At 42.1% G+C, this 15,453-nt stretch carries 15 protein-coding genes; all 15 read left to right on the top strand.

The window, feature by feature from the left end; translation table 11 throughout:
• The first annotated feature begins 56 nt into the window (after positions 1 to 56).
• The gene (gene pduL, locus JYB65_RS14675) at positions 57 to 629 is read left to right on the top strand and encodes a phosphate propanoyltransferase (RefSeq protein ID WP_206583449.1); all 573 of its coding nucleotides are present in this window, start codon (positions 57 to 59) and stop codon (positions 627 to 629) included.
• Between the two features lie 268 nt (positions 630 to 897).
• Positions 898 to 3,024 (top strand): NAD(P)/FAD-dependent oxidoreductase, encoded by a 2,127-nt coding sequence (locus JYB65_RS14670; protein ID WP_206583448.1) that lies wholly within the window; start codon positions 898 to 900, stop codon positions 3,022 to 3,024.
• Positions 3,025 to 3,034: 10 nt separating this feature from the next.
• Positions 3,035 to 4,006 carry a polyprenyl synthetase family protein gene (locus JYB65_RS14665; protein ID WP_245156704.1) on the top strand — a complete coding sequence of 324 codons (972 nt, stop codon included), beginning with the start codon at positions 3,035 to 3,037 and terminating at the stop codon, positions 4,004 to 4,006.
• Positions 4,007 to 4,023: 17 nt separating this feature from the next.
• Positions 4,024 to 4,929: a UbiA family prenyltransferase gene (locus tag JYB65_RS14660; protein ID WP_206583446.1), complete on the top strand. Its 906-nt coding sequence runs from the start codon at positions 4,024 to 4,026 to the stop codon at positions 4,927 to 4,929.
• Between the two features lie 10 nt (positions 4,930 to 4,939).
• Positions 4,940 to 5,332, top strand: coding sequence for a NusG domain II-containing protein (locus JYB65_RS14655; RefSeq protein WP_206583445.1), 393 nt, complete (start codon positions 4,940 to 4,942; stop codon positions 5,330 to 5,332).
• A 20-nt stretch (positions 5,333 to 5,352) separates the two neighbouring features.
• The gene (locus JYB65_RS14650) at positions 5,353 to 5,877 is read left to right on the top strand and encodes a Gx transporter family protein (RefSeq protein ID WP_209010532.1); all 525 of its coding nucleotides are present in this window, start codon (positions 5,353 to 5,355) and stop codon (positions 5,875 to 5,877) included.
• Between the two features lie 51 nt (positions 5,878 to 5,928).
• A complete protein-coding gene (locus JYB65_RS14645; protein WP_342366677.1) occupies positions 5,929 to 6,969 on the top strand; it encodes an FAD:protein FMN transferase in 1,041 nt (346 codons plus the stop codon).
• A gap of 106 nt (positions 6,970 to 7,075) precedes the next feature.
• A complete protein-coding gene (locus JYB65_RS14640; RefSeq protein WP_206583444.1) occupies positions 7,076 to 7,921 on the top strand; it encodes an FMN-binding protein in 846 nt (281 codons plus the stop codon).
• Between the two features lie 265 nt (positions 7,922 to 8,186).
• A complete protein-coding gene (locus JYB65_RS14635; protein ID WP_206583443.1) occupies positions 8,187 to 8,405 on the top strand; it encodes a hypothetical protein in 219 nt (72 codons plus the stop codon).
• Between the two features lie 147 nt (positions 8,406 to 8,552).
• On the top strand, positions 8,553 to 9,044 hold the full coding sequence (locus JYB65_RS15025) for a hypothetical protein (protein WP_245156703.1): 492 nt from the start codon (positions 8,553 to 8,555) through the stop codon (positions 9,042 to 9,044).
• Positions 9,045 to 9,059: 15 nt separating this feature from the next.
• On the top strand, positions 9,060 to 9,875 hold the full coding sequence (locus JYB65_RS14625; protein WP_206583442.1) for a hypothetical protein: 816 nt from the start codon (positions 9,060 to 9,062) through the stop codon (positions 9,873 to 9,875).
• Between the two features lie 23 nt (positions 9,876 to 9,898).
• Entirely contained in the window at positions 9,899 to 12,673 is a 2,775-nt protein-coding gene (locus JYB65_RS14620) for an S-layer homology domain-containing protein (protein WP_206583441.1), read from the top strand.
• 310 nt (positions 12,674 to 12,983) lie between these two features.
• Positions 12,984 to 13,208 carry a hypothetical protein gene (locus JYB65_RS14615; RefSeq protein ID WP_206583440.1) on the top strand — a complete coding sequence of 75 codons (225 nt, stop codon included), beginning with the start codon at positions 12,984 to 12,986 and terminating at the stop codon, positions 13,206 to 13,208.
• 15 nt (positions 13,209 to 13,223) lie between these two features.
• Positions 13,224 to 13,964, top strand: a complete 741-nt coding sequence (locus JYB65_RS14610; RefSeq protein ID WP_206583439.1) for a hypothetical protein — start codon at positions 13,224 to 13,226, stop codon at positions 13,962 to 13,964.
• Between the two features lie 24 nt (positions 13,965 to 13,988).
• A partial coding sequence (locus tag JYB65_RS14605) for a vWA domain-containing protein (protein ID WP_206583438.1) occupies positions 13,989 to 15,453 on the top strand: 1,465 nt, incomplete at its 3' end.

Below are 15,453 nucleotides of genomic sequence, written 5' to 3'. Positions count from 1 at the left end.
GGTAGGATAGTTTTTAGATGTTTTTGGAAAAGTAGGGTACATAAAGGAGAAATAACATGAGCTACACAGTAAAAATTGGATTGTCAAACAAGCATTTACATTTGAAGGATGCAGATATTGAAACTTTATTCGGACCAGGACATAAGCTGACTCCTACCAAGGATTTGGTTCAGCCGGGACAATTTGCTTGCGAAGAAAAGGTAGATATTGTAGGGCCTAAGGGCACATTAAAAGGAATCAGGGTTCTTGGACCTGCCAGACCGGAGACTCAGATTGAACTTGCTATGACGGATGCAAGATCAATCGGGATCAAGGCACCGGTAAGAGAATCCGGTAAGTTAGATGGCACACCAGGATGTAAGATCATCGGACCTGCAGGCGAAGTTGAGTTAGATCACGGTGTAATGGTTGCACTTAGACACGTTCATCTTTCACCAGCGCAGGCTGAAGAAGCGGGTGTAAAGGATAAGGATATCGTAAGTATTAAACTTGAAGGCGAAAGAGGACTGATTTTTGATAATGTTTTAGTTCGTGCAGGAGATGCTCACGAAAGGGAAATCCATTTGGATACAGACGAAGGAAATGCAGCAGGCTGCGGATCTGATGCGACCGCTATTATTATTAAATAAATAAGAAAACAACGGTTAAGTTTTTATAGAGTTTTTCGTAAGAAATTATGAAAAGCTCTTTTTTTATACCCTCGAATAACTGGGGTTTGTAGAAGAGTTCGGCCCATAATAAAGAAAATCATTGGCGTAAAAAGGCTTATTTATATAAAATAATTTTGACTAAACCGTTAAATTAAGGGTATATTAAAAACACGGATAAAAAAGTTCGGCGTATTTTATTTGTACGGATACATAGCGTATTAAAGTAGTTTTTTCAAAGGAGATCAAAATGGGAAAAAATATCGTAATCGTTGGCGCGGGGTATTCTGGAATACTGACAGCAAAGAAATTGGCGAAGAAATTCAAAAAGGATCAAGAAATTTCTATTACAATTATTGATAAAAATCCTTTCCATACTATGCTGACCGAATTGCATGAGGTCGCAGCAAACCGTGTAGATGAAGACAGCATCAAAATCAGTTTGAAAAAGGTATTTACAGGAAGAAAAGTACAGGTCAAGCTCGATACTGTAACTTCCATCGATTTCGATACAAAACAGGTACTGGGAACCGCCGAAACCTACAGTTATGATTATCTAGTATTGTGTGCAGGCTCCAAGCCTACATACTTTGGAACGGAAGGGGCTGAGGAGTATTCTTTCAAGCTTTGGTCCTATGATGATGCGGTATTATTGAAGGATCACATTCACAACATGTTCCGAAAAGCCGTCCGTGAAACGAATGAAGAAGAAAGAAAAAAGATGCTTACTTTCTACATCGTTGGCGCAGGCTTTACCGGTGCGGAAATGGCGGGAGAACTAGCCGAATACGCGCCGATTTTGTGTGAGAACTTTGAGATCGACCGCAAAGATGTGACAATCTGCAATGTGGATGTTTTAAGCAGAACCATTTCGAATCTTCCGGAAAAATTATCCGATAAGGTGGAGAGACGGATGGAAAAGATGGGCATTCGGGTAATGCTCAATACAAGCGTAGTAAAACTGGGCAAGGACTACGTAGAGACGAAGAATAATGATGTGATAACAAGAGAAGGAACCTATACGGTTATCTGGACTGCCGGTATAGAAAGCGCCGATATCACAGCTGCCTCCGCCAAAAAGCTTCAATCCGGCGGAAGAGGCCGTATCGCAACCGATGCATATCTTCGTTCATTGGATAATGAAAATGTTTACGTTATAGGCGACAATATGCTTTATACGCCTGAAGGAGAGGAAAGACCGGTTCCGCAGGTCGTTGAAAACTGCGAGCACAGCGCGGATATTGCTGCCCACAATATCGTTTGCGCCATCACAGAGCAGGGACAGATGGAGAAGTACAAGCCTTCCTTCCACGGCTTCATGGTCTGCATCGGCGGACGGTACGGTGTGGCAAGGGTCGGCCTGCCAAATACGATGTTTAATCTGCCGTCTTGGCTGGCAATGTTTTCAAAGCACTTTATCAATATTATCTATTTCATTCAGGTTCTAGGATGGAATAAGGTGTTCAGCTATATGCGCCACGAGTTTTTCACGATAAGAAATAGAAGAAGCTTTGTGGGCGGACACTTTTCAAACAGAACACCGAGTTTCCTGCTGGTACCTGTCAGAGTTTGGCTTGGTGCGGTGTGGCTGTTTGAAGGAGTAATGAAAATTGTGGAGGGTTGGCTCACCGAACCGAAACTGACCGGCTTTTTCGGCGGGGCTCAGTCTTGGTATGACAGTATTTTAAACAGCGACGGAGGTTCTACCGACGGCACCAGTTCTGCGATGGGAGCGGCAGCGGAATCTGCGGCGCAGACGGTTCAAGTAGCAGCAGACGCCGTTTCCTCAGTGAAGGGTACCATTGCCGAGACCACTGCACAGGCCATAAAAACGGCATCCGATGCGGTATCTTCCGCGACGGGCGGTGCAGGAGCTGCAACCGACGGAGCTGCGGCAGAGCAAGCAGGAAATGCAGCCGCTCATGTTGGCACGGTAATCTTTAATGTTGATTTCCTCGGACTGTTCCAAGCGATTTTCGTAAGCGGAAAGGAATTGGCGCACTCCACTTTAAGTGATCTGGCGTTTAAAGTAGATGTACCGGTGATGAACTGGTTTGTGGATCATTTCATTCTGTCAAGCGATACCATGCAGGTAGTGATGCAGGTATTTATCGTTATCGCTGAAATTTTAATCGGACTAGCGCTCATCGGCGGGTTGTTTACCTTCCCTGCATCCGCATTTTCACTGGTGCTGCAGTTCATGTTCGTGACGACCACAGGCTTGTACCTGGGTACTTTCTGGATGATCTTTGCCGCGATTGCGGTGCTGATAGGCGGCGGAAGAACTTTCGGACTGGACTATTACGCGATGCCTGCTCTTAAGAAGGCATGGAAAAAGGTGCCTTGGGCAAAGAAATCATATCTCTATAATGATTAAGGATGAAATCATGCAAAATAATGTAAACACAAACATCTTTGATACAGCTTTGGAGCAAGTGAGTCTTGAGGTGGATAGAATGCTGTCCGCCTCACCTTGGATTATTCGAAGCTACACCAGGCATCTTGCACGATCCACGGGTAAATTTATCCGGGCTGCATCGGTGATCGCTTGTGCACAGGATGAAGAGGGAAACATCCCCGACAGGGCTGTCAAGCTTGCCGTTGCCGTTGAGATACTCCATCTTGCCACTCTCGTTCACGATGACATCATCGACGATGCAGACCTTCGCAGAGGAGAGCTCACTCTTCAGAAGAAATACGGAAAGCGTACCGCAGTGATATGCGGTGATTATCTGCTCTGCATGGCATTGAAGCTTACGGCATCCCTATCGGAGCGTTCTGATGCGGATGAGTACATGGACCTGCAAATGCCGGACTATTTGAGCCGGGTTTGCCTTGGCGAACTGAATCAGCATGTCAATAACGGCAACATCGATTTGTCCGTGCATCAATACCTGAGAATTATCTCGGGTAAGACGGCGGCGCTTTTTGAAGCCTGCTTTTTTGCAGGAGCCGCTTTAGTGACAAAAGATCGTCAGACTTTAAGAAAATTTGCCAGGCTGGGAAGAAATATCGGCATGATATTCCAGCTTACCGATGATTGCATGGACTTTGAAGAAACCAAAGAAGCGGTAAAGAAACCCGTACAATCCGATTATGAACAGAATGTTATTACGCTGCCCTTGATTCATGCCTTTAATAATCTACCGGATTTCAGCTTGAAAGCGAAAGAGCAGAAGCTTTCCAGAGAGGAAATCAATGAAGCGGTAAGGAACACGGGAGGGCTTACCTATACCCGGTTTGTTGCAGGGAGATATTACAACAAGTCACTGGAGCTTATACGGACGCTGGACATAACGGCAGAGAAGGCAGACAGACTGAAAATGATACTGGACCGTTCGTACAGGCTGATTTCATAGTAGGAGAAAATAGTAAGGTGATTAAAGGATTTTTAAATTATGTTGAGATTATGACGAAGATAACCAGTACCTTTGCTTTTCTTCTGACCATTGTTTTTTTGTACTACCTGAAGCAGCCGATAAACTGGACCCTTACCGGCCTCTTTTTCGTTATCATGTTTCTATTCGATCTGACGACGACGGCAATCAATAATTATATCGATACAAAGCATAACGGAAAGACTCTTCCCTTCAGAAGGAGTGCGGCACTGGCCATTATTTTCGTATTGCTGGGAATCAGTGTCTTTCTTGGGTTATATCTTGCTTATCTGACGGATTTTATCGTACTGTTACTGGGCGGACTGTGCTTTTTATGCGGTATTTTTTATACCTTCGGTCCGCTGCCCATTTCACGTCAACCCTGGGGAGAGGTGCTGTCCGGCGTATTTTACGGATTTTTTATTCCGTTCTTACTGATGTATATCAATATGCCGGAAGGGAATTACTTCTCTCTTGAAGGCAATTTGAACACCATTACCTTGCAGCTGCAAGTGTTTCCCATTTTGACAGTGATCCTGCTCGCTGTGGTTCCTACTTGCACTACGGCAAACATTATGCTGGCAAACAACATTTGCGATCTGGAGCAGGATATTTTGGTAAAACGGTATACGCTTCCTTATTATCTGGGGAAAAAAATGTCCCTGTATTTGTTTGCAGCGCTGTACTATTGCACCTATTTGGCAGTCCTGTTCATGGTCCTAATGAAAATTTTGCCGCCAATCCTATTGATTTCACTGGTTTCAATCATTCCCGTACAGAAAAACATTAATCGATTTTTTGAAAAACAGATAAAAGAAGTTACCTTTATTACTTCCATCAAGAATTATATTACTATTATGAGTACAAATACTTTGCTTGTTTTTATTGCGGGGCTGATGCGTTAACGGGGGCAGTATGAAATTCTTTAAAAAAACTGATGTGTTTATCATTATCGCTATTTTAGTGGTCAGCGGAATCGGTTGGGGGGTGTATCACTATTTCTTTGGGCAGAGTCAGGCGAAGGCGGAGATTTATTCCTATTCCAAGCTGGTTAAAAGCGTCGATTTGACTGCCGGCGAGGATAAGAACTTTTCCATTCCGGAAAATACAAAGGTAGTATTTCATCTGTATAAGGACGGCAGTATTGCTTTTGTGGAATCCGATTGCCCGGATAAGGTTTGCATTCATGCGGGAAAGCTAAAAACAACCGGTCAGTTTGCGGCTTGTCTGCCGAATGGGATCGTCCTGAAAATCGTTCCTGCCAATAGGCGAAGTAATCAGGATGTGGATATTGTGGTGGGGAATTGAAAGGAAACAGGATAGGGCTTATGACGAATCTTCAGATCAAACATATCAATAAAACACAAAATATGGTTCTATCTGCATTGATCTTTGCTACAGCAATCGTACTTGCTATAGTGGAAAATATGCTGCCGCCGCTTCCCATAACGGTACCCGGAGTAAAATTCGGCTTGTCCAATATAGCCGTCATGTATGCGCTTTTTTTTCTCGGCAAAAAGCAGGCGTATACCATCGGTATACTAAAGTCTGGATTCGTGTTTATTACGAGAGGTGCTATTGCTTCGTTGCTGAGTCTGTTCGGAGGGATTTTGGCCATTACGGTCATGATATTGCTCATGGCTGTTTTCCGTAAGAAAATCACTTATCTGGTGATCAGTATTTTCGGTGCGGTTTTTCATAATATCGGCCAATTTATTATTATTTCCCTGATATATACGGGTATGAATCTATGGGCTTACTTTCCGGTCCTGCTCATCTCGGGTCTGGCCGCAGGAATTGTTACCGCAACCTTGCTGAAGTTTATTATGCCGGCTTTTAACAGGCTGGTTTAATATAATGGGGCTGCCGGACAAGTCCTAATCATATTTTGGAGGAAAAAAGTTTTGTTAAAAAAAGTTACTGCAGCATTAGTGGTTTTTATGCTGCTGATAAATTTAACGGCATGCAAAGATGGGGAGAAGAAACGATACGAAACGGAATTTCTCAATCTCTTTGATACGGTCACTCGAATCGTCGGATATGCGGACAGCGAAGAAGAATTTACAAAACAGGTGCAGATGATTCACGACGATCTTGAAGTATACCATCAGCTTTATGATATTTACAACGATTATCCGGGAGTCAGCAATATTAAAACCATCAACGATCAGGCAGGCCTTGCACCGGTAAAGGTGGATCAGAAAATCATTGATTTGCTTAAATTTTCACAGGAAGCATATAATATGTCGGATGGGAAGGTTAATGTAGCTATGGGGGCGGTGCTTAAAATTTGGCACGATCACCGTGAGGCGGGCACTGAGGATCCGGAGAAAGCTACACTTCCGTCCGTGGAGGAGCTTCAGGCAGCTTCCGAACATACCGATATCAATCAAATGTTCATTGATGAAAAAAATAATACCGTATTTCTTAAAGACCCGAAAATGAGCCTCGATGTAGGCGCCATAGCAAAAGGCTACGCTACGGAGATGGTCAGTAAATTCGCTGAGAAAAACGGAGTTACTTCTATGCTGCTTAGTGTGGGAGGCAATGTAAGATCGATTGGGAAAAGGGGAGACGGCGCGGAATGGAAAGTGGGCGTTCAGAATCCATATGATCAGAACGGCAAAAACATCAGCAAGGTTTCGCTGACGGAAAGCTCCCTTGTAACGAGCGGTATTTATGAACGATATTATAGGATAGATGGAAAAATTTATCATCATATCATTGATCCTGTGACATTGTTCCCCGCCAGTTACTTTGTCTCAGTGACGATTCTCTGTCCGGATTCGGGTATGGCGGATGCTTTATCCACAGCAGTATTCAATGTGCCATTTGAAGAGGGAAAGGCTCTGATCGAAAGACTGCCCGATACAGAAGCTTTATGGGCATTTGCAGATGGTACCATAAAATACAGCTCGCATTTTAAGGATTATGTGTCGGAGTAATTGATTTTTTAAGTATTTTCATAAAATTGTCGATATATTTGAATAGTAACAAAGACACAGCAGATACTATAAGAACAACATATATTTTTACAAGGAGAGATAAAGGATGAAAAGATTATTTACTTTTTTACTGATTTGTATCATGGCTATTTCAGTTTCAGGATGCGGAGATAAAAATACTGAAGATAATAAGACAGATGAGTCGACGACGTCCTATCAGGATGGCGTATATCATGCTGAATATGACCGAAAAGACGTCAGAAACTGGATCCCATATGTGGATGTTACCATTAAGGACGGCAAAATCACAAAGGCTTATTATGATTATACGAATGATGCCGGAGATACCAGAACCAACGATGAAAACTATACAAAGAATTTCAGCGCAGCAAACAATGGTATGACGCCGAGAGAAGCATTTGACAAGCTGGGTTCGCAGCTGGTCGACAAACAGGACATTCAAGACGTAGATGCGGTATCCGGTGCTACTCATTCGTCAAGGAACTTCACGGAGCTATCGACGGCCGCTTTACAGAATGCGGTAAAGGGAGATACGACAGCCGCCAAGATACCGCTGTATGATGACGGCGTATACAAGGTGGAAGCCGACGCCTTTGACGATCACGGCTGGAAACCATTCATAGAACTGACCATTAAAGATGACAAGATTACCAATGTTGTCTTTGATTATAAGGATGAATCGGGAAATCTGAAAACTGCCGATGCAGAATATAAGAAAAATATGGAAAAAGCTAACGGTACCTATCCAGAGAAATATTCCAAGGAACTTGTCCAGCAGCTTCTGGATAAACAGGTGATTTCTCAGGTGGATGCCGTTACCGGAGCAACCACATCTTCAAATAATTTTACAGCTCTTGTCGAATATGCTTTAGATGACATGGCAGAAGTTGGAGATACTCAACCTGCTATAATAAAGCTGGAAACCGAATAAGCGTAAAAAAGAAAAAGTGCATTATAAATCCCTTGCTTCTCGAAGCAGGGGATTTATTTTTATCCTTTAAACGGAGCTGTCACTCGGGTTTCTTATGTGGTAACTTCGTTTTATTATTTTTGTCAAAGCCGGATTGAAGGAAATTAAACAGTCACAAAAAAATAGAAAAAATTTCATAAAATTATCAAAAAAAGATTAATAATGTGACTATTTTGTGACCATCACATGTGATAATACAGCATAAGATAAATGGGAGGCGATAACAATGGGAACATTTCAGATAAATGGTTTAACGGATGATGTGAAAGCCGCAGAATCCACTTTTATTGTAAAAGTAGAATTTGGTGAAGATGGTAGCTGGAAAGGTAATGTGCAGTGGGTGGAAGGCGGAGAAGTCATGGTATTTAATAATGCGATGGATCTTATAAAAATAATAGACAATGCATATGAAGAGGGCTATTCGTTAAAGATTGAAGGGATATAGATTAATTCAGTCACAAAAAATAAAACAAGGGGTTTACAAAAAACCCTGTTATCTTTAAGACGGTTTTGTGACTAATATTTGTGATAATTGTGTTATACGATAGCTCATACTTAAGAGGATAGACAAGGAGCAGGAAGGGAAAGCGATATGACAGAATTTGTTGAAATTCCATTTTTACCGATTTATACACTATGCATAGATGGGGAACGCATGGGGACACTATATGGCAGATTATACTGCGGATATAAGCCTGAAGGTTTGGTTTTCAAAGACATTCATCAACTTGTTTTGATATTGGATGAAATAATGGATTTTATCAAGTGTCCGCAATCAGGCACTAATAGTAGAAGATATGGTAAGGATAAATTTATTTTTGAATATGACAGAAGTGAACAAAGGGAGGCACTAATGTCCATGCATAAGTTTGACAATGATATCAATAGAGGAGAAAAAGCAACCTTTATTTTGCAAGTTAAGTTCCGGCAGAATGCAAGTTGGCAGGGCACGGTGAAATGGGTAGAAAAAAAAGAAACATTGCATTTTAGAAGTGCTTTAGAGTTTATAAAGATTTTAGACAGTGCTCGAGAAGAAGGTCTCCAGGTTCATGTCGAGGGCCTGGGTAAAAAAGAAATCGTTTAGAGGGGAGAAATCAAAATGCTCAGAAAAAAATTTAGTACGACAATGCTTGCACTAGTAGTAGCGGCAGCTTTGCCAGGAAGTGCATTTGCGGCGGATGCTGTGAGTGAATCCACAGGATCGGTAAGTGTACCGACATCCGTATCAGCACCTGTAAGTAGTGATAATGGGATTGGGGGGAGCGAAGATGCAAGTCCTGCTGCAAATGAAAGTTCAGCTCCTGCAGAAAATTCTCAAGCTCCAGGGAGTATGAATACAGGAGCAACACCAGCCGAGGGAACAGAACCAGTATCGCCTGTTGATGTAACAGAACCAACAACAGAGGTTAGTGAGCCGACTGCAGAAGTGACAGAGCCTGCAACGGAGCCTCAAGTACCGGCAACAGAAGAACAACCTGCAGTTGAACCGCAGCCGACAGAAGAAGTGATAATACCGGAAATCCCTGCGGCTGAACCACAACCGATAGAAGATGAGGTAGTTCCGGCGGTTCCAGCAGTTGAACCTGTAGAAGTCCCTGATGAAACAATACTTCCGATAGAGGAGCCAGCCGTGATAGAACCGGCATTAGTAGAGGAAGAGCTAGTGACTGAACCGGCTATTGTAGTGGAACCTGCTGAGGCAACGGTGACCATCGTCCATAGGCTATATTTTGGTGACAAGGGTGAATACGATGATTATATAGAACATGTAGATGGCCTATCTGTTGGCGATGAACTTGATTTGAATTCTCGTATATTAAATGTAGAAAATGTAGAGTGTGTAACTTCTGATCAACAAATTGTGTTGGCCGAAGATAATGAGCTTTTATTAGAATATTGTTTGATTGAAGAATAAAGTGAAAAGCTTGGAGGGAAACCATGAAAAATCTTAAGAAACCATCAGCTATTCTGTTGGTGCTGGCCTTGTTGGTGACGATGGTTCCAACAACAGTATTTGCAACAGCAAGCTTAACTGACAAAACGGTGAGCATGAACGTAGATGACAGTTACACTCTTCCATATACGGATACAAGCAACTACAAATGCTCGATAGGAAATTCAACTATAGCTATTTTAAACGGATTTACCATAATAGCAAAAAAAGTTGGAAATACTACGGTTGAAGTCGAGAAGAAAAAAGAATATAAGGCTTTTGGAGTCGTAATTTGGACCGAATGGAAGCCAGAGGCTGACTATCAAGTATCTGTAAATGGTGATGTGACCGTAAGTTATGATGTAAACGGCGGCAACATTCCATCAACAGCTATGTCTGAAACACTTTATTGTTTAGGAAGCGGTCAGTCCTATCCTGTAAATAACTCCTTTACGGCAATAAGAGATAGGGACGATCACTATACGTATACTTTTAAAGGGTGGTCAACTGACAATAAAGCAACTAAAGCTTCTACAGTAGTGACTATTAAAGGAAACACTACTCTCTATGCAGTATGGGAGAAAGTGAATAATGTGGCTTTAGCTGATTGCTATGATTCAAAAGGCAATTTCTTAGAATCGAAACGAATTGTATTAGCTGCCGATGGAACCGAAGTTTCGATGGCAAGTGCAGCCCCGCAAATTGACGGAAAAGTGTTTTCTTATGCTAATGTCACTGTAGATTTAGACTTGTTAGGGGATATTACGTATAAAGTAGGAAGCCTAAAGCTTTATGATTATGGGATTACCAAGGGTAAGTTGTTCTCGTGTTACGCTATAATGGGACCTTTAAAAACATGGTTTCCTATATTCGGAGAACGTATTAATTGTTATTATACGGATGCACAGCTAGCGGATTATACGATTACAGCTACAGCAGAAACTTTAAACGGTAAAGTGATCGGAGAAATTTCCAGCCCTGGTGCAGTTACCGTTCAAGAAAAGAGTACACCAACCTATACGATTACGCCAAATACGGGATATCAAGTAGCTGACGTAAAGGTAGATGGAGCTAGTGTAGGTAATATGACAAGTTATACGTTTGAACCTGTACAAAGAGACCATACCATTACAGTAACCTTTGAAGCAATTCCTTACACAGTAACTTATGACTTAGCAGGAGGAATTGTAGCAGTAGAAAATCCAACAAGTTATACAGTAGAGGATCATTTCACCTTAAACAATCCGGCAAAGGCTGGACATGAATTTGCAGGCTGGATCGGAACAGGCTTAGATGAAGCAAGCACTGCTGTAACAGTAGCAGAAGGTTCAACAGGAGCTAGAGCATATACTGCAACTTGGACAGAGAATATGAATCTTACCGCAGAAGATGTAGTGGTAACCTATGATGGAGAAACCCATAGCATCCAAGTAGTTGGAGCACCAGAGGGAGCCACTATTGAGTATAGTGAGGACGAAAACGATATAAGCGGAACGAACCCGATTTATATTGATGTAACACCGGAAGCAAAAACGGTATACTACAAAGTAACAAAAGACGGATATACAACAACAACGGGCAGCGCAATTGTAAATATTTCTCCGGCTGCATTAACCATCACCGCGGACAGCGCAACCAAGAGATATGACGGAACAGCGCTTACGGACAGCGGTTGGGAAGATACTGCCCCTGGAGGTCTTGCAGATGATGACGCAATACTGTATGTACAGGTTACAGGCTCTGCAGTAAATGTTGGCACCGTATCCAATTCAGCTATCTATGCAGTAATCGGAAGACCGAACGGAGATCAACCGGAAATTTCTGAAGAGATATTAGCAGACCTTAGAAAAGAAATTGCAGAAGCAATAGCCGGATATAATGAGGAAGATTCTAATCCACCGGCTGTGTATATGGCAGCCATATCGGAGCAGAACCCACTAGACCTAATAATAGAGAATATTATTGGTCAATATTATCAGAATGTAACTTCGAATTATGATATTACCTATGTGGATGGATTGCTGACTATCACTTCAAGCAGTTCAGGTCACCATAATAGGAACAATAGTTCCACAACAATTCAGGATGAAAACGTTCCGTTAGCTGGCACACCAGAGCTTAATAAGGTTGACCATTTCAACTATATGAACGGATATCAGGATGGAACAATTAAGCCGTTGAACTATATTACCAGAGAAGAAGTGGCATCAATCTTCTATAGATTGTTAACGGATTCTTCAAGACAAATTTTCTTCACACAGGATGAAGATTTCAGTGATATCAATGCGGACAGATGGTCTGTGGATGCAATTGCAACTTTAGTAAACGGTGGAATTCTTACGGGAAATAGTGATGGAACATTTGGGGCTAGTAAGCCAATTACGAGAGCAGAATTTGCAGTGATCGCATCCAGATTTGATACCCTTGAAGAAGACACGGATGGAATAAACTTTAGTGATATTTCTGGTAACTGGGCTGAAAAGTATATCAAGTCGGCTGTTAAAAAAGGATGGATTACCGGATATAGTGATGAAACTTTCAAGCCAAATCAGTATATTACAAGAGCAGAAGCAATGGTATTAATCAATAGAGTTCTTGATAGAAGAGTAGATGAAGCCGGTCTAGTTGATGGATATAAAGTATTCTCAGATAACAATCCAACAGATTGGTTCTACTATCAAGTAATTGAAGCAACAAATAATCATAACTATGCAGAAAGAGCAAGCATATCTGATATGGAAACTTGGACCAAGATCATAGAAGATAAGACTTGGAACTAGTAGTTGTGAAATAAGAATTTAATAATTATAAGATAAAGCGGACAGGAACAAACTGCCCGCTTTTTTATATCATGATGAAGCATTAACGGTAAATTGAAAGTCACAAAAATAAAATAATTTGGTATTTTTTTTAGAAATTGTTACCTCTAAGACCATTTTGTGACCAACGTGTGTGATAATCGTGATATCAAATGGCTCATTAGTCATAAGGTATGAGTAGAGAACCGTCCTTAATCAATTGATAATAAAGGAAATGGTGTAAAGGTATTATTGTTTTTGACAGGACTGAAAAAGGGAGGCATTAAAATCCATGCGCAAATTTGACATTGATAGCTATAAAGGACAAAAAGCAACCTTTATTTTACAGGTTAAGTTTAGACAGAATGCAAGTTGGCAGGGCACAGTGAAGTGGTTAGAGAAAAAAGAAACATTACATTTTAGAAGTGCTTTAGAGTTTATAAAAATTATAGATAGTGCTCGAGAAGAAGGGCTTCAGGTTCGTGTCGAGGGCCTGGATAGGAAAGAAATCGTTTAGAGGGGAGAGATCAAAATGCTTAGAAAAAGATTTAGTACTACGCTACTCGCTTTAGTAGTAGCAGCGGCAATACCGGGAAGCGCATTTGCAGCAGATGTTGCGAGCAAATCAACAGGGCAGGTAAGTGCACCTGCAACTGTATTAGAACCCATAAGTAGTGATGTGGTTACTGATAGTGAACAAGAGGGGGATGCGGTGCAAGCTCCTGAAGGAGAGGCACCATCAGCGCCTACGGATGTGGCTGAACCTCCAACTGAGGTGACAGAACCCACAACGCCTGAAGAGGTCACTGAACCGGATATAGAGGTGACAGAGCCTGTAGCCGAACCTCAGATACCGGCTGTGGAAGAGCAGCCTGCGGTTGAACCACAACCAGAAGAAGAAGTGACGGTACCGGAAACTCCGGCTGTTGAACCGGAAATACTCGTTCCAACCGAAGAACAACTAGTGACAGCACCTGCAATTGTAGTGGAAGAGGTAGTAACGGAGCCTGCGATTGTAGTAGAGTCGGTATTGACAACACTAACAATAACTCATCTTTTAAAACTCGACTTTGGTGAATCAGTGTATACGGAAACAATAGAAGGTGTTGAACTTGGAACGGAGTTCGATATTACTCCGCTAATCGATAAGTCGGAAGATATAAAACTTTCTTCTGATATTAAGACGGTTCAAGTGGATGAATTGGATAAAAAAATTATTCTGGAATATGAAGTGATAAAAAAAGAAAAAAATGAAGAGTCACTGGAAGAGTAGAAAAATATTTATGGAGGTTAGATCATGAAAGCGAAACGAAGATTGGCACTATTGCTAGTAATGGTGATGTGTTTTACACTTTCTCCTCAAGTGGCTTTTGCGGACATCAGTCCTCAGTTGACGAAATCTGCAGCTTGGGATAATGTGAAAGAAGGAACCGCCACTATTACCTTACAAACAAAAGGTACGCCTATTACAGTAAATAATCCAGGTGCAGACGTGGTAGTCGTAATGGACTATTCCAAAAGCATGGACACAGCATCCGGTGTAAAAAAGATATGTGGCTCGACGAGTTTTACAAGAAAGGGAAACAGCAATAATAGGTATTATGAATGCGACACTTGTAAAGCTACGTACGCGGCACAACCTGCCAGCTGCATTAATCAAGTTGCTGTAAGCAGGTGGGATCTGGCTAAACAAGCTCTAGGTGTAGCGTTGGATACTATTATTCCGACCACGAGCAGCAGAAACAGCGTAGCCTTTGTTGCTTTTGCATCATCCGCACCTACAAGTTATCAACAAAACTTTACCAATAATAAAACTACGATCCTAAATAAAGTAAACAGTATTACCACTTTAGGATCAGGGACCAATTACACGGCAGGCCTTGGCGCTGCCGAGACGTACATTAACAATAAAAAGGTTGGCGGGCAATTACAACGGCCAATGTATGTGATTTTTCTGACGGACGGAGAGCCTCGGGATGGCACTGGTACGAATGAAATCGCTAGGATTAAAGCAACCGGGGCACTTGTATACACGGTTGGGTTAGGACTGACTGGTTCTGGAAATACCACTTTACAAGGATATGCTTCTGACCCTAAGTCAACATATCACAACAATGTAACGGATCCGAGTACGTTGTCAGGAGTGTTCAGCGATATCTCTAGAACGATTGCTTCCGGAGTAACGATTACGGACGTTGTTAATACAGATATCTTTGATATTATATCCGTTGGTACGCCAACAAGCGGGACGGCAACTCAAGCTGCAGGGGATCCGGCTACTGTCATATGGACTCTGAATAATTTTAAAGAAGCCGGAGATACTCTGGAAATTAAGATTAAATTGAATGCCGATAATATCAATAATTATGGAGATTTTATTACCAATACAAGCGCCGGTGGGAGTTATGTGGGGGCTGACGGGCAACCGAAAAGTTTAGCAGTAAGTGAGCTTGCTCCGAGCACTGAGAAACCGGTGGTCTCAAGACAGCAAGCTTTACCGATGAACATAACGGCAGCAGGCTATGCAGCCCCATATGACGGAATAGCTCACGGAATCACAGTAAACGGAGCGCCGGACGGAGCAACCATCGAGTACAGCTTAGATGGAACAACAAACTGGACGACAACCAATCCGACTTACACGGATGTGATGACAGCAACACCGGTATACTACAGAGTAAGCAAAGTAGGCTATGCAACAGTAACCGGAAACGAGACAGTAGAAATCACAGCGAAAGCAGTGACCATTACTGTAGATAATG

The organism is Clostridium aminobutyricum, assembly GCF_017255415.1.
Lineage (GTDB): Bacteria > Bacillota > Clostridia > Peptostreptococcales > Anaerovoracaceae > Aminipila > Aminipila aminobutyrica.
Note: the sequence above shows the minus strand (reverse complement) of the source record. Positions and strands in the feature narration are given on the sequence as shown.